This is a genomic window from Enhygromyxa salina (assembly GCF_002994615.1).
Lineage (GTDB): Bacteria > Myxococcota_A > Polyangia > Nannocystales > Nannocystaceae > Plesiocystis > Plesiocystis salina_A.
Genome location: NZ_PVNK01000171.1, coordinates 1 through 22,387, shown reverse-complemented (window position 1 = coordinate 22,387; position 22,387 = coordinate 1). Strand labels below are relative to the sequence as shown.

Genomic DNA, 22,387 nt, shown 5'->3' with positions numbered 1-22,387 from the left:
CCCGCGCCGCTCGCCGCGACCGCTCGGTCCCGCGACAGCCCATCGAAGCGGACGATCACCCCGGGAGCCTGCGGCGCACAGCGAGGACCGCGCGCGCAGCCCCTGGCGTCCTGGTCAGCGGCCGTCCCCGCTCACATCGAGCCCGAACACGGCCAGTGCAAGAGCAAGTTCGGCGTCCCGCCGGGGTTTCCGCTGATCTTGTTCGGAGTCGCCCAGGTCTGGATGTCCGACTTGATCTGGTCCCAGTCCTCGTCACCGAACGCGTGCTTGTACAAGGCGGCCACGCCGGCCAGGTGCGGCGAGGACATTGACGTGCCGCTCGCGGTCCGCGAGCCGCCATCGGGCCAGGCGGAGCGGACGTTGGTGCCCCCAGCATAGATGTCGACGCACGAGCCGTAGTTGGAGAAGCTCGCCCGCTGGTCACCGCTGTTGTTGGCCGCGACGGCCACGGAGCTGGCCGCGGCCGCGGGCGAGTAGTTGCACGCGTTGGCGTCGTTGTTGCCCGCGGCCACGGCGACAAACACGCCGCTGTCGGCGAGTTGGCCGATCGCCCAATTGACAATGTACGATTTGCGCCCGCTCAGCGACATGTTGGCGACCGCGGCCGTATCGCCCTTGTTGTCGATGACCCAGTCGATGCCTGCGATGAGCCTCGACCACGAGCCGTGCCCGGTGCAGTCGAGCACTTTGACGCTGATGATGTTCGAGTCCTTGGCCACTCCGTACTTTGTCCCGCCGATGATCCCAGCCACGTGGGTGGCGTGGCCGCTGCATCCCTCGCCGTCCGGGGGGTCGTTGGGGTAGCCGTCATAGCCGCGGCTCGCGCGGCTGGTGTTGGGGTCGTCGGGGTCGTCGAAATCCGAATGCTCGGTAAACATCCAGGTGTCGAACACATAGACATTCACCCCGTCCCCGCTCCAGGTGTAGGTGTAGCTGTTGCTGAAGGGCAGGTCGCGCTGGTCACAACGATCGACGCTGTATGCGGGGGCATAGTCTGGCGACCCGCTCTTGAGCTGAATCTCCGGATCTGGAGACGCCCCCGGGCACGCCAGCTCCGCTGCGGTCACGACCTGGTCGCGCTCGATACGGACGACGTCTTGACGACGCGAGAGGGCCTCGAGTTGGCGCGCGTCGAGGGGCCCGGCGAAGCCTCGGATCGCGTGATTGTATACGTGCGTCGGCGTGGCCCGCACCGCAGCGGTGGCGGCGAGGGGATTGGCGCGGCTGTCCATCATCACAATGTAGTGCCCGGGGATGTCGCCCGGCTCGACCCGGTCCTCCTCCAGGTCCACGCCGCCCGTCTCGGCTCGATCTTGGCTCCGCAGCTCGGTCTCGCTCAGGTCGACATCCTCGAGCTCGCCACATCCCGCGACCAAGATTGCGGCAGCCAAGATGAGCGACCCCGCGATTCTCTCGCGCGGTGCGTCTACGATTTTTGTCCATTGACCGACTCGTACCCGTTGCATGTTTTGATCATGCGGCAGGCAATTGACTCGGTCGAGACAGCCGCAAAGCTGCCCCGACAATGAAGCGCTCGCAGGCGAATATCAGCGAATCCCACGCATGGCACCGAGCGCCTCCCTTGGAGGAACAGGTCCGGCGAGGGTACCGCGCGAAAGCGAGGGTTGGGCGGACTAGCAGCCCTTGGTGCAATGCATCGCGTCGCCTCGCGCCGGAATTTTCGCCGAGGGCGCGAGCATTGCACCACGGGCTGCTAGCAGCCCGGGGTGCAATGCATCGTGTCGCCTCGCGCCGGAATCTTCGCCGAGGGCGCGAAGCCAAAACGCCGATGTACCGGGCGTACTGCAAGTTTTGGCGACAAAGCCCTCGGCGAAAAGGCCAAGCGAGGCGGCGCGAGGCATTGCACCCCGGGCTGCTAGCCGCCCTTGCTCAGCTTCTTCTCGAGCTTCGCCCAGCTGTCGCGCAAGGTGATCGTCCGATTGAGCACGGGCTCGCCCTCGGCCGAGTCCGGATCGACGCAGAAGTAGCCGATCCGCTCGAGCTGAAACCCAGCCCCGACCTCGACCGAGGCGAGCGCGGGCTCGAGCTTGCAGCCCTGCACAACCCTCCGCGCGTCGGGGTTGAGGTTGTCGCGGAAGTCGGCGTCGCCCTCTTGCGGGTTCTCTTTGGTGAACAGCCGGTCATAGAGGCGGACCTCGGCCGAGAGCGCGTGCTTGGCCGAGACCCAGTGCAGGGTCCCGCGGACCTTGCGGCCGTCGGGCGAGGTCCCGCCGCGCGACTCGGGATCCCAGGTGCAGCGCAGCTGCACGACCTCACCAGACTCGTCGGTCACGACCTCGTTGCAGGTCACGAGGCAGGCGTAGCGCAGGCGGACCTCCTTACCGGGCGCGAGCCGATGCCACTTGCGCGGCGCCTGCATGCGGAAGTCGTCGCGCTCGACGTAGATCACCCGACCAAAGGGCAGCTTGCGGGTCCCGTAGGCGGCGTCCTCGGGGTGCAGCGGCGCGTCAAACTCCTCGTCCTCGTCCTCGGGGTAGTTCTCGATGACCAGCTCGAGCGGGTTGAGCACGCCCATGTAGCGCGGCGCGACCTCGTTGAGGCGCTCGCGGATCGCGTGCTCGAACAGCGAGATGTCGACGATCCCGTCGCGCTTCGAGACCCCGATCCGCTCGCAGAAGCGGACGATCGCCTCGGGCGGGATCCCGCGCCGCCGCATGCCGCTGAGCGAGGGCATCCGCGGGTCGTCCCAGCCGTCGACGTGGCCCTCGTTGACGAGCTGCAGGAGCTTGCGCTTGCTCATCAGCGTGTAGCCGAGGTTGAGCCGGGCAAACTCGGTCTGCTCGGGCTGGCCCTCGACCGGGCAGTTCTCGACGACCCAGTCGTAGAGCGGACGGTGGTCCTGAAACTCGAGGCTGCACAGCGAGTGGGTGATGTCTTCGATCGCGTCCTCGAGCGGGTGCGCGTAGTCGTACATCGGGTAGATGTTCCACGCGTCCCCGGTCCGGTGGTGGGTCTGCTTCAAGATCCGGTACAGCAGCGGGTCGCGCATGTTGAGGTTGCCGTGCTGCATGTCGATCTTCGCCCGCAGCACGTGCTCGCCCGCCTCGAACTCCCCGGCCCGCATGCGCGCGAACAGGTCGAGGTTCTCGTCGACGCTGCGCGTCCGGAAGGGGCTGTCGACGCCGGGCTTGTAGAAGTTGCCGCGGCCCTCGCGGATCTGCTCGAGGGTCTGGCTGTCGACGTAGGCCTTGCCCTCGCGGATCAGGTGGACGGCGCACTCGTACATCCGCTCGAAGTAGTCCGAGGCGAAGAACTCGTTGTCCCAGGTGAAGCCTAGCCACTCGATGTCGCGGCGGATCGCGTCGACGTACTCGACCTCCTCGGCGATCGGGTTGGTGTCGTCGAAGCGCAGGTTGCACTTGCCGCCGAACTCGGCGGCCATGCCGAAGTCGATGCAGATCGCCTTGGCGTGGCCGATGTGGAGGTAGCCGTTGGGCTCGGGCGGGAACCGGGTGTGGACCCGGCCCCCCCACTTCCCGCCCTCGACGTCGGCGGCGATCATTTCGCGGATGAAGTTGGACGCACCCTCTTCGGACCGTTCGGACGTGCTCACCCGGGCTTCTTACCCCAATCCGTGGCGCGCGACGACGGCGGTCCTCGACCCGGCCCACAGCTTGGGCTAAAAGCCCCGCCGACATGGCTTGGTTCTACGAGCACTACCGGGACGCGTCGGCCACGGGCATCCACACCACCGGCCTCGTTCACGCCGAGAAGAGCGAATTTCAGTCGATCGCGGTCCACGAGACCGTCGGCCACGGCCGGCTCCTGACCCTCGACGACATGGTCATGCTGACCGAACTCGACGAGTTCGTCTACCACGACCTCCTGACCCACGTGCCGCTGTGCGTGCACCCGAACCCGCGCGCGGTCCTGGTCGTCGGCGGCGGCGACGGGGGCTCGGTCCGCGAGACCCTGAAGCACCCGAGCGTCGAGCGGGTCGTGCAGTGCGAGATCGACGAGCGGGTCACCCGCGTGTGCCAGGAGCACATCCCCTCGGTCGCGGGCGCCCTCGACGACCCCCGCGTCGAGTTGGTGTTCGCGGACGCGACCGCCTACGTCAAGCAGCACCCCGACAGCTTCGACGCGATCCTCGTCGACTCGACCGAGCCGATCGGGCCGGCCGCCGCGCTGTTCGCCGAGCCCTTCTTCCGCGACCTCTCCGCCGCGCTGCGGCCTGGCGGCGTCATCAGCTCCCAGGCCGAGTCGCCCTTTTACGCGCCCGAGGTCGTGCGCGAGCTGTTCACGAGCGTGCGCAAGGTGTTCGCCGAGGTCCACGGCTACTACGGCGTGGTCCCGACCTACCCCGGCGGCGGCTGGGTGTTCTGCCTCGCCAGCGACACGCGTCGGCCCGAGCAGGCCGACCTCGACCGGGCCAAGGCGCTGTCGAGCCGCTACTACTCCCCTGCCCTGGCCAGCGGCGCGTTCGCGCTGCCGCCCTTCATCGCCGAGCTCGTCGAATGAGCGACGCGCCGAAGTTCTTGGGCGCGGGGCCGGCCGCGGCCGCCGACGACGCCCGCGCGGCGCTGGTCGGCGTGCCCTACGACGGCGCGGTGACCTACCGCGGCGGCGCCAGCGAGGGGCCCGAGGCCCTGCGCCTGGCGTCCGACAGCATCGAGACCTACTGCCCCAAGCTCGATCGCAGCCTCGACGACTTCTCCTATGTCGACCTCGGCGACCTCGACCTGAGCGCGCCCGCGGCTGGGGCCGGATCGACGCCCGGCGAGCGCCTCGTGCGAGGGCTGCGCGCACAGCTCGACGCCCTGCCCGCGCTGCCGCTGATCGCGATCGGCGGCGATCACCTCGTCGCCTACCCCTTCGTCGAGCGCGCCCTCGAGCAGCACCCGCAGCTCCAGATCATCCACGTCGACGCGCACATGGATCTGCGCGAGGCCTGGGAGGGCGAGCCCTACAACCACGCGACGGTGCTCGGGCGCCTCCGCGAGCGCATGGGGCCCGACCACCGCCTCCACCAGTGGGGCATCCGCTCGGGCGAGCGCGCCGAGTACCAGCTCGCGGCCAGCGACCCTCGCGTCGAGCTGCTCGCGCCCACGCTCGCGCCGATCGCCGCGCGGATCCGTGAGCTGCTCGCTCGAGATCTGCCGATCTACGTGACCCTCGACGTCGACGGCATCGACCCCGCCGACATCCCCGGCACGGGCACGCCCGAGCCCGACGGGCTGCGCTTCGGCGATGTCGAGGCCGCGCTCGGGGAGATCGCCCGCGCGCCCACGGCCGGGCCGGGGCTCGTCGGTGCCGACGTCGTCGAGCTCGCGCCGCGCCTCGATCCGAGCGGCCGCTCGCAGGTCGCCGTCGCGCGCCTGGTCCGGACCCTGCTCCTCGCGCTGGTCCGGAGCTGACGGTCGACGGCGAGCGGGTGTTCGAAGCTCGAGGCCGGGGATCGTCTCGGGTTGCTACACTCGGCGCGTGGCGACAAGAGACCGCGACGAGGGCAAGGTCTGGGGGCCGTTCATCAAGACCGCGCTGGTCTGGCTGATCCCGGCCCTGCTCCTACTCCCGCTGTACCTGGTCTTGATCGCTATCTCGATGTTCGCGGGCGACGGGTCCCTGCTCGAAGCGACCGAGGGGGTCCGCGGTGGCATCAACGCCGCCCTCGGACCGCTGCTGATCCTGTCCGGGGTCGCTGTCGGGGTGTTCACGGCCATCTACGCCGGCGAAACGCAGGACTGGATCTCGGGGGGGCTCGCGGTCGTGATCACGGTCGGTGCCGGCGTCGTGCTCGGGCAGCGGGCGCTCGCGCAGCTTCGCAAGGCCGCGACATGACCTCGACCGAGCGAAGCACCGTGCTGCCCGCAGCCGACGACGTCGTCGAGAGTCACCGAGACCCCCTCACGGCCGTCCGCGCTCGTCGGCTCGGCCGGGATGTCCACGACAGTCTCGAACACGAGTGAACCCAACGGGAACCGCAACCCCCTCGCTGAGCGCCCCCATGCGTCGTCAGACCGACTCGCCCTCGTACAGGGCCCGATCCGCCAGCACCCGCGGCACGAGAAAATCGACCAGGGCCCGGACCCGCGCGGCCCGGCGCAGGTCCGCGTGGATCAACAACCACAGCGTGGTCGTTGCCTCGGCCGGCTCGCCCACCCTTCGCAGCTGCGGATCGGGATCGCCCAAGAAGCACGGCAGCAAGCCCTGGGCCGGGGTCATTCGGAGGAGCGCGTGCATGGCCGCGACCTGCTCGACCAGCAGCAGCGGCTCGTCGCCCGCGAAGGTCTTCCTTCTCCAGGCGATCGGCCCGACGTGACCCAGCCCGAGATAGTGCAGCCAGGGGAGCCCGTCGCCGCTGCTGCTGCTCGGCGCGTAGCGGCACCACGCAATCTCGACCAGCCGCCGACCGACCACGGACTCCGGCGGACGCTGTGTCGGCCGCAGCGCGATGTCTGCCCCCCTCCCCAGATCGAGGAGGGCGTTGTCGGCGAGCACGATCGGGCGCACGCGGGTGCAGCGGTCGCGAAACGCGACCAGGTGTGGGCCCACTGCCGTCAGGAAGTCGACCGGAAGCGTGACGCGCACGTCACCCGAGACCTGCTCGTCGTGACCAACGACGGTTCGGGCGGCGGCGAAGACCGCCTCTTCCACCTCTTCAGCCCGCGGGAGCAAGGCCTCTCCCACCGCGCTGAGGCGATAGCCACGCGGCCCCTTCTCGAACAGCCCCGCGCCGACCTGCTCCTCCAGCGCCGCGAGGCGGCGATGCAGGGTCGAGGCGTTCAAGCCGAGGTCCTCCGCGGCGGCGGTCAAGGTTCCCCGCCGAGCAACGGCGAGGAAATGGCGTAGATCGTCCCAGCGGTCCATTTTGCGTGAAAGCAAAACTATCGTGCACCACTGAGCGTGGTCAACCTTCCTTCGCAAACCTATTTTCAGGGGGTCACCGACACCTTCCAGGAACGAAGCATGACCACCCCCAGCTCTCCACCACCGCCGCCGCGATCGTCGTCCCGGGTCACGGCCGCCCCGTGTCCGTCGACACCTTCGACTTCTCGGTCGGCGACCTCGACACCCTCATCGCTGGTGTCCAGGACTCGATCGACGAGGGCCTCACGGTCGAGGAGACCGTCGAGGGCCTGACCCTGACCGACGACCAGGGCTACGCTCTGTGGGACGGGATCCACAGCGCAGTCAACGTACCCAACACCTACACCGAACTCAGTGAGTGAATCATGGCAAGCCGCATCGACACAGCAACCGGTCCCTCGCTCAAGCCCATCACGCACGTCCTGTCCCCAACCGAGCGCCACTGGGTCGGCGACGGGTTCGCGGTCAGCACCATCTTTTCACCGAGCCGCCTCGACGCCGAACTCCTCAGCCCCTTCATCTTGCTGGATTACGGACCCCCCCGCCGCTTCGAGCCCGCTCCGAAGCCGCGCGGCGTCGGCCCGCACCCCCACCGCGGGTTCGAGACCGTGACCTTCGCCTACCAGGGCGAGGTCGATCACCGCGACTCCCACGGCGGCGGCGGCACGATCAGGGCCGGGGATGTCCAGTGGATGACCGCCGGCTCCGGCGTCGTCCACGAGGAGATGCAGTCTGACGGCTTCACCCGAAGCGGGGGGATGTTCGAGATGGTCCAGCTGTGGGTCAACCTGCCCGCACGCCTCAAGATGACCGCGCCCCGCTACCAGGCGCTGGAGGACTCGAGCTTTCCACGGCTCGAGTTCGAGCGGGGCTCGGGCCGGCTCATCGCGGGGACGGTCCATGGCATGACCGGGCCGGGCGAGTCGCACACGCCGATCACGCTCTTCGACCTGACGCTGCCCGAGGCCGGCCTCGCCTCGTTCGAGCCGCCCGTGGGGATGACGACCCTCGCGCTCATCCTCGACGGTCGAGCGATCGCCCAGGACACCACGGAGGTCCGCGCGGGTGAGCTGGTGGTTCTCGACCGAGACGAGCCCGGCGCGCTCACCTTGAGCGCGAGCGAGGGCGCGCGCGCCCTGGTCCTGAGCGGAGCGCCCCTCGGCGAGCCCGTCGTGGCCCACGGCCCCTTCGTGATGAACACCCGGGCCGAGATCAGCCAGGCCATCCTCGACTACCAAAGCGGGCGCATGGGCGAGCTCGCGCCCAGGGCCTGAGGCGTCGAGTCAGCAACGGCCGAGCCGAGCAGGCCGAGGACCACGGCCTGCTCGGCTCGAGCCGTGCGCGTCGCCCGAGCTCGGGGGTTCACCGCGCCCGCCGATCTGCGGCGAAGGCCGCCGCCGTGCACACCCCAACCGTGCGCAGATCGGCGGGCAGCCGCCCGGCGAAACAGTTGGTCACGACCGCGACCCCAAGCTCGCGCTCAGGGTCGGCCCACGCGCCCGAGCCCCCGAGCCCAAAGTGACCAAAAGCATCGGCGCTGGCGATGCCCAGATCCTTGCTGCGCCCGCGCACCGACACCCGCAGACCGAGCGAGATCGGCCGGTGGTAGCCCATCTTCACCCGCAGCGGGAACGGGATCACCCGGCCGAGGCCAACGTTTTGATCGGCGCGCGCGCGCTCGATCGCCGCGCGCGACATGAGCCGGACCCCGTCGAGCTCGCCGCCGCCGGCCAGCGCGGCGTAGAGCCGCGAGAGCGAGCGCGCGTCGAACACCCCGTTGAGCGAGGGGATGACCGCGCGCAAAAATACCGGCGAGTTGAGATCGAGGCTCGACAGACCCCGGGGCAGCATCGCGCCGACCATGTCCGAGGGATCGAAGCGCAGACCGAGCGCGCGCGCAGCCCGACCCGCGACCTCGACGCTCGCGCCCGCGGCCCTGCGCAGCCTGCCCGACCCGCCCGGCGTGGAGAACCCCAGCTTCGTCGAGCCCCACTCGATCGTCTGCGCGACCCGGGCCCGCTCGTGCTCGGGCAGCCCGATGTACAGGCCCTCGAGCCCGAGCGGCTCGGCGATGCACTCGCGCAGCAAGTCGGTGAACGAGGCCCCGGTCGCGCGCTGAAGCAGCTCCCCCACGAGCCAGCCGAAGGTCCACGCGTGATAGCCGAAGTCGCGACCGGGCGCGTGGGCCGGCGCGGCGCGGGCGAGGGCCTCGACCATGCGCGGCCAGTCGTAGATGTCCTCGATCTGGTCGATCAAGGGCCGCACGGCGTAGAGCCCGGCGCGATGCGAGACCAGCTCGCTGACGGTGATCCCGCCCTTGCCGCCCTGGGCGAACTCGGGCCAGTAGCGCGCGACGGGGGCGTCGAGATCGAGCTCGCCGCGGTCGGCGACGATGTGGAGCAAGGTCGCCGTGACGCCCTTGGCCGTCGACAGGCACATGACCAGGGTGTCCGGCTCCATCGGCGCCCCCGCGCGATCGCGGGTCCCGATCGCGATGTCTGCGACCAGCTGACCGCGGTGGTGCACGCTCAGCGCGGCACCGCCGGGACCGCGCAGAGGGACATAGAGCTCGAGCGCGCGCACGAGCGGCGCAAACTCGGGGTCCACGAAGCCTCGTACTCGCGTCGTCACCACGCTCGGGCTGTCTACCGCGGCCCCCACGGCTCCGCCAGCGTTCCAGCGCGGCGCCCCGTTTGAGTTCGCGCTGCCAGGCACGTCTGCGGCGCTTCTGGCGTTGCCGGCTCGGCGCTCCCAGCGGGTCAATCACAGCGTTGGGCTCGCTCCGGGCGCCACGTCCCGCAGCCTGTCCCGACCTTCGTGGCGGGCAGCTCGAGCTCGTTGTTCGAGCTGCCCTCGACCCGATCGCCGCCCGGGGCCCTGCGATCGGGTAGAGTTCGACGTAGATGCCCGGCGCGGCCCAGCTCCTGCTCCTCGCGGCGCTCGTCGCCGGCGAGCCCGAGTTCGCCGTGCACCTGCGCGCCCCCGCGGTCGAGGCCCCGCCGACGAGCGCGGGGACCTCCGCCGCCACCCAAAAAGCGCCCACGCCCCCCGAGCTCCCGGTCCCCTACGCCGACGCCGTGCCCATGGATCCCGAGATCCTCAGCGCGCCTCGGCCCCGGCGCAAGCTCGGGACCAACACGACGATCTTCGTCAACTTCGACGGCGTCCACATCAGCGAGTGCAACCCCTCGAACAGCCACGAGAACTGCTCGTGGCTCAAGAAGAATACGACCTTCGAGCCGTGGAGCGGCAACCTCGCCCAGCGCGTGGCGATCCTCGACGCGATGCGCTCGCAGGTCAACGAGCTCGGCGTCCGCGTGACCGGCCAGCGGCCGCCGGCCACCGAGCCCTACACGATGGTCGTCTACGGCGGCGACTCGATCGAAGAGGAGGCCCTCGGCCGCGCGCCAGCCGGAGACTGCTGGGACGATCTGCCCAACCAGATCGCCTACGTGTTCCTCGACGGCGAGCGCAGCACCTGGATCAACGGCGGCGCGAGCACGGCCCTGCACGAGTCGGCCCACACCTGGGGCTTTGACCACATCGGGCTCGAGTACTCGCTGATGGCGCCCTCGGGCGACAACACGCTCGTCAAATTCTTCGACGGCTGCGCCCAGATCGTCGACAACCCCGAGCTCGACCCGGTCGACGAGGGCAGCTGCCCGCAGATCAGCCTCGAGCAGTGCGGCCTCTCGGACTTTCAAGACGACATCGCGATGATGCGCCTGTTGTTCGGCGAGCCCTACATCGACGACGTCGCCCCGACCCTCGAGCTCGTCGATCCCTTCGACGGCCGCTACTTTCAGGGCCCGGCTGATTTTCCGGTGACCCTGCGGGTGATCGACGATCAGCACCCGCAGGTCTACGAGCTTGCGATCGGCGTTCGCGGGCTGATCGACGAGCCCGCGTTCTCGGCCGTCCACGATCCCAGCTTCGACGTCGAGGCCCTGCCGATCGGCGAGTGGGTGTTCGAGCTGCGCCTGCGCGACGCCGCTGGCAACGAGACCTCGCTCGATTTCACGGTCGTGGTCGGCGAAGAGGCGCTGGTTGCCGACGATGGCTGCAATTGCAAGGTCGACGAGGGTGGCCACGAGGACCGCCGCAACGCCGCGGTCCTCGGGCTCCTCACGCTGCTCGGACTGGTCGGGCGTCGCCGATCTAGCTCTTCTGGAAGCTCACCAGCCAGGACTTGCTGGCGTTCTTGCCCAGCTTCTCCGACACCCGGTGCGCGTCGGTGCCGTTGACCTCGATCAGAAACTCGATCTGCCCGCCGCCCGTGAAGTTGATGCCGGTCAGGAGCATGTCTTGCTTGGGCGAGCGCAGCGCCGGGCTGATGTCGATCTCGTCTTGCATGTGCGGATCGAAGTCCGTCATCCGCTCGTAGATCTTGCGCCTGACGGTGGTGCTCTCGGCCAAGTACCCGAGCAGAATGTTGTCCGCACGCACGATCCTCATCGTGACGCGATCACCTGATTTGTATTTGACTGTTGCCATGGTGTGTCTACTTTCTTTTTCCATCGCCCATTGTCAGATATGACAATACATCAACGACGGCGAGGGTTTTGTATACACTTTGAGGTTACGGGGGCCAAGCGCCAACAGTCGATCTGAGAATGAAAAATATTCGTAGCACTTGCCCTACGATCACATCATTCTTCGCGAGTTCACGAAAATCGGCCCAAACATGATCTGTACGCCGTCGTGCCTCCCCCGGGTGCCATGACCGACACCTGGCTACCCGGTCTGCCCGGAGCCCATCGGTCGAATGGGTCGCGAAGATGGACTCGAACTCGGCCTCAGAGCTCGACCCGAAGCACCGTCATCATCCCGCCGTCGACGTGAGGCTCGTGCTGGTGGCAGCCGGCACCCGCCGTGGTCTCGGTCTGTGCGGTGCCCGACTCGCTCCCTCGGTCCGGGCGCCGAGGGTCTCGCTCGCGGCCGTCTCGTCGCCCGCGTCGACCGCGACGGCGTCATCGCCACACCCGAGCGCCCGCAGCCCGAGGGCCCCACAGCCAGCTCGAGCGACCCCGGCACGCAGCCCCCCGCAGCGCGACGCGTGAGCTGTCCGCGCGACCAGGCGAGAGCCAGGCCGCTTCTGGCCGTTGCGCCCCGAGGCTCTCGACCTCGCTGCCCAGCGACGATAAGAACACCTCGACCATGTCCGCCCTGCCCTCCGCCCCGTCCTATCCGCTCGCGGCGATCATGCTGTGCCTCGCGTGCCCGGCCACGGTCTCGACTCCGCAAAGCGAAGCCGACTCCAAGCCCGCGCCGCCCGCGGGCGTCGCCGTCGCGGACCCCGACGATCCCCGCGTCGTGCGCGACGGCGAGGATCTCTACACCGTCGACTCGGCCCCGCACCCGGCCCCCGACGCCCCCGCGCCCGGCTCGGGCAGGCCCGACACGAGCAACGGGGTCTGCAAGCTGTTCGCGCCCAAGCTGCCCGAGCCCGCGTGCTGCCCGTTCGAGACCGGCTTCGACGCCGAGCGGATCCAGCAGCTCTGCGGCCATCAGCTCTACATGGGCGAGTCCGTGCATCAAAGCTGCGGCTACTTCTTCTTGCCCGACATGGAGGGCAGCTACCCCGTGGCCATTCGAGCGTCCCAGATCCAACACCAGGATCCGGCCGAGGCCGTCGCCGACCACGACACGCGCATGGCCCGAACCACGCGCAACCCCAACTTCGCCTCGACGCCCGTGCCCGGGGTCGAGGGCGCCATGTGGAGCCAGGCCAACGGCATCCACTGGGCCTTCCTGCCCGGCTGGGCGAATGTGCGCATGGTCAGCTGGACCGACGACGCGTGCCCGAGCGACAAGATGCCCGAGGTCCTCGCGCTGATCGCCGCAGCCAAGGAGCCGCCGCCCAACGCCCCCCGCCCCGGCCTCGTGCCCCAAGCTCGCCAGTAAGTAGTAAAGTCGGGGGGCCACGAAGGCCACTGCGCAGCACATGGGAGCCCACCGAGTGAAGAACGAGGGACCGGACGCGCAGCGGCCGTGCGTGGCGTCGCGCAGGACGCCGACCGGGGCCAAAGGTAGCTGGTGGTCCAGCAACCCGGGCAAGGCCGCAGCCGAGCGCTTTTATCTGATCTACAGCCCGATCTGGATCGCGCTGGTCGGCCTCGTGATGCTCAGCGGCATGTACCGCAGCTGGGGCGACGCGGGCTTCATGCTCTTCGGCCTCGGCGCCGCCGCGCCCCTGGTCTTCGTCCCCTACCTCGCGCCGCGGCCCGAAGACGCCAACAAGCCCGCGTGGGCCACGTCATGGTTTCGGCTCAACCTCTGGATCGGGATCTTCGTCTTCGTCGGCAGCTATTTTTTCACCCACTACTTCTTCGACGTCGTGGGCATGCGCTACGCCTTCCCGACCAGCTGGAACGGCTCGGCCGAGCTCGTCGGCGACAGCGAGGGCCAGGTCCCGCTGTTCTTGTACCCGCTGACCCAGGCCTACTTCATGACCTACCACGTGGCGGTGACGGTCCTGCTTCGCTACCTGAGCACCCGCTTCGTGCTCGGGCGCGTGGCCAAGGCCGCGCTGATCGTCGCGCTCGCTTACCTCGTGGCCTTCGCCGAGACTTTCTTCATGGCCGTGCCGCTGCTCGCCGACGTGTTCGAGTACGCCGACCGCGGGCGGATGCTGGTCTGGGGCTCGATGTTCTACGGCAGCTTCTTCGTCATCAGCGTGCCCGTGTTCGCGACGATCGACGAGGACGAGCCGTGGACCCTCGGCCGCACGGCCCTCTCGGCGCTCGGCGTCAGCATGGCGGTGTTCATCGTGCTCGATCTGTGGGCCAAGCTCCTCGGCCCGCTCTGAGCTGCTATCATCCGCCACCGCCATGCACGTCGTCGATGACTCCACCGTCCGCAGCTGGTTTCACTCCGGCGAGAACCTCGAGCAGCTGACCGGCGCGCTCGGCAGCCACCGACCCAGCGCCACCTACATGCAAGACGTGCTCGGCATGCCCCTGCACGTGCAGTTCGTGGTCGAGCAGCTCTCGCAAGCGGGCCGCTCGCTCGACGAGCTCAACACGATCCCCTTCTACTCGCTGTGCCGCGGGCTGCTGATCCCGCTGATGCGCATGCACCCCGAGAAGGCCGCGCAGCTGTTTCGGCTCGAGATCAGCAAGCCGCCCGACACGGCCGGCCGCGCCGAGCTCGTCCAGTCCTTCCTCGACCGGGACGTCGGGCTCAGCGCGGTCCAGAAGATCGGCTGCCTGGTCGGCGACGTGTTCGTCGGGCGCACGAGCACCTTCAAGCGCGACAGCCTGATCCGGCTGCTGATGTCGGTCCAGATGAAGAGCCACCGCGACATGCTCGACCGCCTGACCCAGGTCGGCGACGTCGGCGTGCTCTTCGCCGAGTCACGCAGCGAGCTCAAGTCCGATCCGCCGCTGACCGCTGGCGAGGTCCTCCTGACCCTCGAGTTCCTGCCCGACGCGGTCCGCAGCCTCAAATTCGATCTGCTCCGCTCGCTGCTCACCCGCATGGGCAAGGTCGAGGCCTACCTGATGGCCCGGCTGATCCTGCGCAAGGCCGACTTCGGCTTCGAGTACGAGGGCGCCGTCATCGCCAAGGCGCTGGCCAGCTACTACGGCGCCGAGGCCGAGGCCGTCCAGCACGCGATCGCGCTGTCCGATCCCTTCGCCGTGGCCCGAACCCTCGCAACCAAGGGCCCCGACGGCCTCCGCGAGGTCCGGCTCCAGCCGCTGGTAGCGATCAAGCCCGCGCTCGCCAGCGGCTCGACCGACACCGTCAAAAAGTACCCGGCCTGGGTCGAGCGCAAGTACGACGGCATCCGCTTCATGCTCCACAAGTCGACCGACGCCCACGGCTCGATCCTGTGCGCCGCCTACACCCGCGGACGCAAAGACTGGCTCGAGCAGGTCCGGGGCATGCAACAGACGATCAGCATGTTCCCCTGCCGCGACTGCATCGTCGACGGCGAGCTCTACGGCACGGTCCTCGACCTCGACGGCCCGCGCCTGGCCACGGTCTACGAGGTCTACGCGAGCCTCTCGGGCGAGGTCGTCCAGCGCCCGGTCAACCTCAAGTACGCTGCCTTCGATCTGGTCTACCTCAACGGCCAAGATCTGACCCAACTGCCCCTGCGCCAGCGTCGGAAGGCGCTGCAGCAGTTCTTGAGCCCGCTGGCCAACTACACGCTGCCGATCCCCGTGTCGATCGCCGAGGGCCAGCTCGCCAACGACAAGAACGACGTCAACCGCCTGTACCAGTACTTCCGCCACCAGGGCTACGAAGGGATCATCACCAAGGATCTCGACGGCACCTACGCCCTCGCGCGCCGCGATCCCAACTGGCTCAAGCGCAAGCCCGAGATCACCCTCGACCTCGTGCTGCTGCAGGGCATCTTCTCGGTCACCTCCAAGCAAAAGGCCGGGATGTTCGGCAGCTTCGCGATCGGTGCCCGCACAGCCGACGGCGCGTTCGTGGATGTCGGCGACGTCGCGGGCGTCGATCAACACCGCGACCGCGAGCTCCAGGCCGAGATCATGCGCAGCGGTCTGATCACCGGGCGCCGCGTCGAGCGCCAGAGCGCCTCCGGGGTCCGGCCCGGCGTCGAGCTGCGGCCCCACATCGTCGTGACCGTGCGCTTCGAGGGCATCGTGAAGGACAACGTGACCAAGGAGCTCAAGCTCCGCGACCCGAAGCTGGTCGCGATTCGGTCCGACAAGCACGCAGGCGAGACCGACAAGGTCTCGGCGATCGAAGAGCTGTACTTTCAGCAGCGCATGGGCTGAGGGCAACAGCGCATGGGCTGAGGGCAACAGCGCATGGGCTGAGGGCAGCAGCGCATGGGCTGAGGGCAGCAGCGCATGGGCTGAGGGCAGCAGCGCCATCGGCCGGCCGCTCGATTTCCCGCCCCTCGCGCGTCCCATGGACCCAGAAAAACTGCGCTGAAGCCCCTTTCCAAGGGCCCACGGAGGCGACTGCGAAGCCCATCCCAGCCCAGCGAGGGAGAGGGTCCAGGGCTGACGTGCTACCGTCGCGGTCTCCATGGCACTGACGGTCTTCGCTGAGAAGATGGGCTTCTTCCACAAGGGCTGCGCGGGCATCGGCGTCGCGCCGGTCGACGTGTGCCTGTCGCCGCCGCCGGGTCCGGTGCCGATCCCCTACACGAACGTCCTGTTCGCCAAGGATCTGATCAAGGGCAGCAAGACCGTACACATCGACGGCGAGCCGACCTTCCTCGAGGACTACTCGATGACCTCGAAGAGCATCGGCGACGAGGGCGGGACCCTCGGCGGCAGCGTGGTCTCGGGCGTCATCCTCCGCAACGGCTACTTCATGGTCTGGTCGATGACCGTGCAGGTCGAGGGCCTCGGGGTCTGCCGCCACGGCGACATCATGGGCCAAAACAGCGCCTCGGGCCCGCCGCCGTCCTCGCTCAACGCCGGGGGGCTCTGCAAGCCCGCCCCGGTCAAGGCTCCGGCCCCCGGCCCCGTCGCCGCCCGCCGGGCCGCCGAAGCCGAGGTCCTCGACGCGACCGGCCCCGGCGACTCCGAGGTCGTCGAGGTCCCGCCCTGCGACTTCGAGAAGATCACGATCAAGTGCAGCCACACGGGCGAGGGCGACGGCAAGCGCGGCTTCGGCCCGTTCGAGTACACCTTCAACGGCCAGATCCAAGACAACCTCCCGCGCCCGGCCAAGGGCTCGAAGCGGGTGTTCACCTCGAACATCCAGGTCGTCGCGGGCGAGGACGATCGCCGGGCCGAGAAGCTCGAGGTCGAGCTCACCGGCGGCCCCGGCTACGGCTGCGACAAGGTCCACCCCTTCATCAGCCTGACCGACCGCGCGACCGGCAAGCCCGAGACCTACTCCGGCGCGACCAAGAAGGAGTTCTCGCTCAAGTGCCGCAAGGTCGAGCTGCCGGTCATCGCCTACATGAGCCCGGCCGCGCTGATCGGCTATTTCTTCTTCTCGCCCAAATCCACCAGGCGCTACACCCTCGAGGTCGAGTCGTGCGGCGTGCTCGAGGACAAGAGCCCCGGCTTTCGCAAGCTCTCGCGCACGATCGACGTGTACTCGAGCGACCAGTACAAGCTCTCGCTGTCGATCCCCGAGGTCTTCAACCGCAAGTACGCGGGCGCGGCCATCAAGAAGCTCGAGCCCAACGCCCAGTGGGAGGCCGGCGAGAAGGACGGCTGGGACAAGGGCTACAAGGACGGCAGCGACTGGTTCGGCGACAAGCCCCCGGTCAACGAGGTCATCAAGAAGACCGGCGGCAGCATCACGCTCGAGCGCAACAGCGAGGACCTCAAGGCCACCGCGAAGCTCGGCGAGATCATCCAGGGCTTCATCAACGTCCAGAACAACATCCAGTCGGTGATGAACTTCATCGAGAAGTTTCAGCCCCAGGTCGGCTGGAAGTTCAATTTTTCGATCGCCTTCTTCACCGGCGAGCTCGCGTTCGAGTGGGGCTCGAAGGAGTGGAAGGACCACACGGTCTTCAACTGGTGGAAGTTCGAGGCCGCGCTCTCGCTGCTCAAGCTCGAGCTCGAGGCCAGCTTCGGCGTCGAGTTCAAGGTCTGGGTGTTCGGCGTCACGATCTTGGTGTTCGGCAAGGTCTCGGGCGAGGCCAAGCTCAGCGCCGGCTGCGAGGCCACGCCCGACGAACCCGAATGGGGCACGACGATCGGCGTCGAGGTCAAAGGTGAGCTCGGCATCAAGGGCGCGCTCGGGGCCGACTGGGTCGCGGCCGACGGCAAGTTCGAGCTCGTGTTCCCCTTCGAGGCCTCGCCCAAGATCGACGACAAAGACGGCCTGAAGATCGACTGGAAGCTCGGCTTCAAGGGCCTGACCGGCAACGTCACCGGGTACCTCAAGGGCGTCGGCAGCTTCCAGCGAACCTTCCCGATCATGAAGCCACGAAGCCTCGGCGAGGGCACCTTCCCCTCGGGCGAGAAGAACGAGACTGGGATCCCCAGCCCCCAAGGTGCGATCAAGTGAGCGGCGAGATCTTCTACATCCACGTGGACGCCCGCGGCTGCCACGGCGAAGTCCGACTCAACGACGCGCCGGTCCTCGGGCTGTCCCTCGACTTCCCGGTCCACGCCTTCCCGACGATCAGCGAGTGGGTCGTCGACGGCGAGAACCTGCTCAGCGTCCACGTCGAAGACAGCGACGAGAGCGCGCGCCTCCACGTGGCCCTGTGCGAGGCCAAGATCGGCGACGTGCCCGAGCCGGGCAACGAGCTCGAGCTCGCGGTCATCGAGTGGCCCCCGACCCCGACCCCGACCGAGCCCGAGGTCGAGCTTCCCCTCCCCGCGCTGCCGCCGGTCCTGAGCGCGACCGGCGTCGCCGTCCAGCCCTGGGGCGAGTGGGGCTGGCAGCGCTCGCCGCCTTTCGCCGACGACGCCAGCACGATCACCGACGTCGTCGCCTGGGTCCGAGATCTCCACGCCGCCCTCGCCGCCGGCCAGATCGACGTGCTGCTCGCCCACAGCCCGACCAAGTACCGCGAGCTGGCCCTGGCCTACGAGATGAGCGAGGCCGAGCTCGAAGAGCGGCTCACGCGGACCTGGGCCCACCTGAGCGCGCTGCCGGGCTGGGAGCTCGCGCCCTTCAACGAGGCCGAGCTCGAGCTGCGGGTCCGCTGCGACGGCCAGCTCGTCGAGCCGTGCACCGCAGCCGGCGAGCCCGTGATTCGCCAGGCCCGAGCGATCAACAACGAGCGCTGGTCGCTGCCCTTGTTCCTCGCCCGGACCAACTGGGAGTACACGGCCGGCCAGCTGACGATCATGCGCTGAGCGACAATCCTGCACGGAGCCAGCCGAGTCCGTCGCCTTATACTCTCCTGGCAACGTGGGCGAGCGACCTGACCTCAGCGAGCGGCTTCGTCGCATCGTCGGCCTGATCGGCGACGACGCCAACCCGCCACAACCCGAGAGCGAGACCCGCTCGCTCGCCGACGTCGCCGCCCGAGCGCTGGGCTCCACGCTCGAGCGCTGGAGCCAGAGCCCGGCCCTGCGGCTGTTCATCGGTGGGGTCGAGCGCGACGTGCTGACCAGCCCCGGCGAGTGGGTCGAGCTCGAGGCTCAGGTCGGCGTCGCGGCCAAGTTCGGCGACATGGCCCGCTTCTACCTCGATCGAGAGCTCGTCGCCGAGGTCCCGATCGGCGAGCGCGACGAGGTCCGCGCGACGGTCCGCGCGATGATCCGCGCGCCCGCGCCGGGGCTCTATCGCGTCAAGGTCGAAGTCACGAGCGCAACCGGACGAGTGAGCCCCGCGGCGGTCCTGGCCGTCGGCCGCGTGCTCCAGGTCGCCGACGGCCGCCCGGTCGCCCTCGTCCACGCCGAGCTCCTGCTCCCGAGCGCCGAGCCCGGCCAGCGCCTCGGCCCCGACCTCACGCTGCTGAGCGCCCTGCGCAAGGCCGGGTTCGAGCTCGCGTTCTTCGACATCCACGAGAAGAACCGCCACGCCGCGATCCACGAGGCGATCGTCAGCCACCACATCACCCCGGCCGCGACGCTGATCTACGGCGCGCGCGAGCAAGAGCTCATCAGCCTCGGCGTCAACTTCACCCAGATGTTCCGGCTGACCGCGATCCGCACGCTGCGGGCCATGGGCGTGCCGGTGACGACGATCGTCAGCGAGCGCTTCTCGGCCGCGGACGGCACCCTCGATCCGGTCGAGCTGTTGTCGCCGGCCGAGGCCACGGCGCGCGCCCGCGCGGGCGAGCTGGACCCGGCCCACGAGCAGGCCCGGAGCTTTCGCCGCGAGTGGCACCGCGCCGATCGGATCACCTGGCGCCTCGATCGCGCGACCGGTTCGGCGCTGGTCCAGGGCAACAAATTCCACGCCGAGCTCGACAACCACCGCGCGCGCGAGCGGGTGTTCGAGCTGATCGAGACCGCGACCAGCTCGCTCCACCTCCAGTTCTATATCATCCGACCCAGCGAGTTTAGCGAGCGCTTGATCGTCGGGCTGATTCGGCGGGCCCGCGCGGGGGTCCAGGTCCGCTTCATGATCGACGCGCTGTACTCCGAGGAGGAGCTGCTCGGCCGGCTCAACCCGCTGCTCGCCTCGCTCCGGGCCGAGCCCAAGGTCGAGGTCCTCGCGCTCGAGCGGATCGAGTCGCGGCGCGACGTCGAGGTCACCAAGCTCAAGCGCCGTGACCACCGCAAGCTGATCATCGTCGACGGGCGCCGGGCGATCGTCTCGGGCCGCAACGCGGGCGACGAATACTACTCGGGCTTCGTCGAGATCCCGGTCCACGACAACACCCGCCACGAGCGGATCCCCTGGCTCGACGCCCACGTCGAGATCGGCGGGCCGCTGGTCCGACAGGTGCAAGCCTCCTTCCTCGAGACCTGGCGCGAGCAGGGCGGCGCGCTCGCCCCGACGCTCGAGCCCGCGCTGCTACCCGAGCTCGCGCCGGTCGGGTCGAGCGCAGGCCGGCTCGTGGTCCATCATGGCCTCCGCGACGCCAACGGCCTCGCGATGTACGAAGCGATGCTCGACCTCGCCGAGGACCACGTCTACATCGTCAACGACTTCCCGATCGTCACCACGCTCGAGCGCGCGATCCGCCGACTCCTGGCTCGGGGCGTGCGGGTTGAGCTGCTCACTGGCAACGCGGCCGCGCGGCGGGCCGACGGGAGCTTCTTTCCGGCCCCGATGCACAGGACCTTGTTCGAGCACATGGTCAAGGCTCGGCTCGAGCCGCTGCTGCTCGCGGGCGTGAAGATCTACGAGTTCCAACCGCCCGCGTCGCCCCTCGTCGTCGCCCGCGGGGGACGGGTTCGGCCCTACGTCCACGCCAAGCTCATGACCGTCGACGCCCGCATCGCCAGCATCGGCTCGGCCAACCTCGACGCGACCGCGAGCTTCTGGGAGAGCGAGGCCAACGTCGTCGTGCAGGACACCGCGTTCACGGCCGAGCTCGAGACCGAGCTGCGCGAGCTGATCGCCGGCAGCGTGCTCTTGGACCCGAGCTCGGACTACTGGCGGAGCGAGCGAGCCCAGCGCGCGGTCGTCGGCACGCTGTGGCCCGGGTCGCTCTATGCTTGAGTCGGGTCAGCGGCGCGAACGAAAGCCCGGCACGAGCAGGAGCAGCGGGAGCGCGAGCACCCCCCACCCTGGCGCGGGTCCATCCTGCACGCTGCACTTACCGCCGCCCTCGCTGTCGCCGTCGTCGCCCGTGGCGCTGGTCCCGCCCGGCGCCGGCTCGTCGACGTAGACCTTCACGCCGGTGGCGTAGCCACTGTCGGCGACGAGCTCCAAATCGTGCACCCCCTTGGCCAGCTCGATGCCTGGGAAGGTGCAGCCGTCGGGGCAGTCCTGAGCGCCGATCGACTCATCGTCGACGAACAGCTCAATCGAGCTGATTGAGACGCCGTCGAGGCCCTGATGGACGCCGATCTCGGCGTCGATCGTCACGGGCGCGCCCTCGTACGCGGCGTTGGGCAAGGGCACGACGAACCACGCCGACGAGAGATCACCTCCGTTCTCGCCGTCCCCCGTGGCGAGGGCATCGCCGGACGTGAGCGCGAAGGCAGCGGTCATCGCAACGCAGAGCAATTTTTCGCGTAGGAGCACAGGAGCATGGTGCCCCCGAGCTCTGACTCGATCAGCCCTGCGGCCAAACACGCCCTCGAGACCGACAGAACAACGTTTAGCTCGGTGACGCTCAGCCCACGCCGAGGCGCTCGCTGTCGGTGAAATCGAGGCGCAGCCCCGCCCCCCACGCGCGCGCCCGCGCGAGCTCACCTTCAACGAGCGGCCCTAGCGAGCCGATGACGAAGAAGTGCTCGGGCCGCGCGATCAGCTTGAACGCCCGTCGCTTGAGTCGCGCGGCCGCGGGCCTCGCCGCCGAGCCCGTCGGAAACCACTTCATCTGAATCGCGGTGTCGAACGCAGCGGCGAGGATCCGGCCTCGCGCCCGCGGGAGCCGCTCGATCCACTCGCGGATCCCCTCGCCCTTCGATGGCGGGTCGAGGCGCTCCCGCTGCGCGTCCTCGCGCGCGCTCTCGCGCGTCGCGAGCCGAGTCATCGTCCACACGTGGATCGGGCCGCCGATCACGACGAGGCCGAAGCCCCTGGCCGAGGCGGGCGCCTCACCGACCTCGGCGAGCACGAGCTCGTCGATCTCCGGGTTCGAGCGCAGGCCCTCGGCGATCGCCCGGGCGACCTCGCGGGTGTTGCCGAAGATCGACTCGAACACGACGAGGGCGTCCATGACCCCAGCATGATGCGGCAGCCAGGACCGACGTGAGCGCGCAGTTTTTGGTGGGCCCGAGCGGTCGAAGCGGCAGCACATTCGCGTCTCGCTCGCTCATCCCTCGATCAGCGTGGGACCATCGTCGAGTTCTTCCGCGGGATCGTCGACGGCGACGGGGTCGACTCCAGCGCCTGGTCCTACGAGCCGACCGCAAGTCTTGGCGACAAAGCCCTCGGCGAAAAGGCATTGCACCACGGGCTGCTAGCAGCCCGGGGTGCAATGCATCGTGTCGCCTCGCGCCGGAATTTTCGCCGAGGGCGCGAAGCCAAAACGCCGCTGTACCGGGCGTACTGCAAGTTTTGGCGACAAAGCCCTCGGCGA

20 protein-coding genes are annotated in these 22,387 nt (G+C 68.9%); 13 read left to right on the top strand and 7 right to left on the bottom strand.

What is annotated here, in order from left to right; all coding sequences use genetic code 11:
• Window positions 1–131: 131 nt before the first annotated feature.
• Window positions 132–1,391, bottom strand: coding sequence for a S8 family peptidase (locus ENSA5_RS19940; protein ID WP_181197960.1), 1,260 nt, complete (start codon window positions 1,389–1,391; stop codon window positions 132–134).
• A gap of 485 nt (window positions 1,392–1,876) precedes the next feature.
• The gene (locus ENSA5_RS19935) at window positions 1,877–3,574 is read right to left on the bottom strand and encodes a glutamine--tRNA ligase/YqeY domain fusion protein (protein WP_258182935.1); all 1,698 of its coding nucleotides are present in this window, start codon (window positions 3,572–3,574) and stop codon (window positions 1,877–1,879) included.
• Between the two features lie 83 nt (window positions 3,575–3,657).
• Between ENSA5_RS19935 and speE the strand changes: the two genes are divergently transcribed.
• From speE to ENSA5_RS39290, 4 genes are all read left to right on the top strand, one after another.
• Window positions 3,658–4,482 carry a polyamine aminopropyltransferase gene (speE, locus tag ENSA5_RS19930; protein WP_106393271.1) on the top strand — a complete coding sequence of 275 codons (825 nt, stop codon included), beginning with the start codon at window positions 3,658–3,660 and terminating at the stop codon, window positions 4,480–4,482.
• Entirely contained in the window at window positions 4,479–5,378 is a 900-nt protein-coding gene (gene speB / locus ENSA5_RS19925) for an agmatinase (RefSeq protein WP_106393270.1), read from the top strand. The genes speE and speB overlap by 4 nt, the downstream gene beginning before the upstream one ends.
• Before the next feature lie 67 nt (window positions 5,379–5,445).
• On the top strand, window positions 5,446–5,802 hold the full coding sequence (locus ENSA5_RS19920) for a hypothetical protein (RefSeq protein ID WP_106393269.1): 357 nt from the start codon (window positions 5,446–5,448) through the stop codon (window positions 5,800–5,802).
• Entirely contained in the window at window positions 5,799–5,930 is a 132-nt protein-coding gene (locus tag ENSA5_RS39290; protein ID WP_258182934.1) for a hypothetical protein, read from the top strand. Before ENSA5_RS19920 ends, ENSA5_RS39290 begins: the two co-directional genes overlap by 4 nt.
• Window positions 5,931–5,976: 46 nt before the next feature.
• Here ENSA5_RS39290 and ENSA5_RS19915 read toward each other — a convergent pair whose 3' ends face one another.
• On the bottom strand, window positions 5,977–6,831 hold the full coding sequence (locus tag ENSA5_RS19915; RefSeq protein WP_106393268.1) for a LysR family transcriptional regulator: 855 nt from the start codon (window positions 6,829–6,831) through the stop codon (window positions 5,977–5,979).
• A gap of 161 nt (window positions 6,832–6,992) precedes the next feature.
• On the opposite strand from ENSA5_RS19915, the gene ENSA5_RS19910 reads away from it, so the two are divergent.
• Both ENSA5_RS19910 and ENSA5_RS19905 read left to right on the top strand, forming a co-directional pair.
• Window positions 6,993–7,193, top strand: a complete 201-nt coding sequence (locus ENSA5_RS19910) for a hypothetical protein (protein WP_106393267.1) — start codon at window positions 6,993–6,995, stop codon at window positions 7,191–7,193.
• A gap of 3 nt (window positions 7,194–7,196) precedes the next feature.
• Window positions 7,197–8,105 carry a pirin family protein gene (locus ENSA5_RS19905; protein ID WP_106393266.1) on the top strand — a complete coding sequence of 303 codons (909 nt, stop codon included), beginning with the start codon at window positions 7,197–7,199 and terminating at the stop codon, window positions 8,103–8,105.
• Between the two features lie 88 nt (window positions 8,106–8,193).
• Here the strand turns inward: ENSA5_RS19905 and ENSA5_RS19900 are convergent, their stop codons facing one another.
• Complete coding sequence (locus ENSA5_RS19900) at window positions 8,194–9,438, bottom strand: serine hydrolase domain-containing protein (RefSeq protein WP_181197959.1); 1,245 nt, start codon at window positions 9,436–9,438, stop codon at window positions 8,194–8,196.
• A gap of 296 nt (window positions 9,439–9,734) precedes the next feature.
• On the opposite strand from ENSA5_RS19900, the gene ENSA5_RS19890 reads away from it, so the two are divergent.
• The gene (locus ENSA5_RS19890) at window positions 9,735–11,075 is read left to right on the top strand and encodes an MYXO-CTERM sorting domain-containing protein (protein ID WP_106393263.1); all 1,341 of its coding nucleotides are present in this window, start codon (window positions 9,735–9,737) and stop codon (window positions 11,073–11,075) included.
• Here the strand turns inward: ENSA5_RS19890 and ENSA5_RS19885 are convergent.
• The gene (locus tag ENSA5_RS19885; RefSeq protein ID WP_181197958.1) at window positions 10,990–11,277 is read right to left on the bottom strand and encodes a hypothetical protein; all 288 of its coding nucleotides are present in this window, start codon (window positions 11,275–11,277) and stop codon (window positions 10,990–10,992) included. The two genes, ENSA5_RS19890 and ENSA5_RS19885, sit on opposite strands and share 86 nt — an antisense overlap.
• A gap of 711 nt (window positions 11,278–11,988) precedes the next feature.
• On the opposite strand from ENSA5_RS19885, the gene ENSA5_RS19880 reads away from it, so the two are divergent.
• From ENSA5_RS19880 to ENSA5_RS19855, 6 genes are all read left to right on the top strand, one after another.
• Window positions 11,989–12,735 carry a hypothetical protein gene (locus tag ENSA5_RS19880; RefSeq protein WP_106393261.1) on the top strand — a complete coding sequence of 249 codons (747 nt, stop codon included), beginning with the start codon at window positions 11,989–11,991 and terminating at the stop codon, window positions 12,733–12,735.
• Between the two features lie 55 nt (window positions 12,736–12,790).
• Window positions 12,791–13,639, top strand: coding sequence for a hypothetical protein (locus ENSA5_RS19875; RefSeq protein ID WP_146155897.1), 849 nt, complete (start codon window positions 12,791–12,793; stop codon window positions 13,637–13,639).
• 22 nt (window positions 13,640–13,661) lie between these two features.
• Entirely contained in the window at window positions 13,662–15,584 is a 1,923-nt protein-coding gene (locus ENSA5_RS19870) for an ATP-dependent DNA ligase (RefSeq protein WP_106393259.1), read from the top strand.
• Window positions 15,585–15,840: 256 nt separating this feature from the next.
• Window positions 15,841–17,793, top strand: coding sequence for a DUF4150 domain-containing protein (locus ENSA5_RS19865; RefSeq protein WP_106393258.1), 1,953 nt, complete (start codon window positions 15,841–15,843; stop codon window positions 17,791–17,793).
• On the top strand, window positions 17,790–18,593 hold the full coding sequence (locus ENSA5_RS19860; RefSeq protein WP_106393257.1) for a hypothetical protein: 804 nt from the start codon (window positions 17,790–17,792) through the stop codon (window positions 18,591–18,593). The genes ENSA5_RS19865 and ENSA5_RS19860 overlap by 4 nt, the downstream gene beginning before the upstream one ends.
• A gap of 55 nt (window positions 18,594–18,648) precedes the next feature.
• Entirely contained in the window at window positions 18,649–20,856 is a 2,208-nt protein-coding gene (locus ENSA5_RS19855) for a phospholipase D-like domain-containing protein (protein WP_106393256.1), read from the top strand.
• A gap of 6 nt (window positions 20,857–20,862) precedes the next feature.
• Here the strand turns inward: ENSA5_RS19855 and ENSA5_RS19850 are convergent, their stop codons facing one another.
• Together ENSA5_RS19850 and ENSA5_RS19845 are read right to left on the bottom strand one after the other, a co-directional pair.
• Window positions 20,863–21,351 carry an MYXO-CTERM sorting domain-containing protein gene (locus ENSA5_RS19850; RefSeq protein ID WP_106393255.1) on the bottom strand — a complete coding sequence of 163 codons (489 nt, stop codon included), beginning with the start codon at window positions 21,349–21,351 and terminating at the stop codon, window positions 20,863–20,865.
• Window positions 21,352–21,475: 124 nt separating this feature from the next.
• The gene (locus tag ENSA5_RS19845; protein WP_106393254.1) at window positions 21,476–22,024 is read right to left on the bottom strand and encodes a flavodoxin family protein; all 549 of its coding nucleotides are present in this window, start codon (window positions 22,022–22,024) and stop codon (window positions 21,476–21,478) included.
• Between the last annotated feature and the right edge of the window lie 363 nt (window positions 22,025–22,387).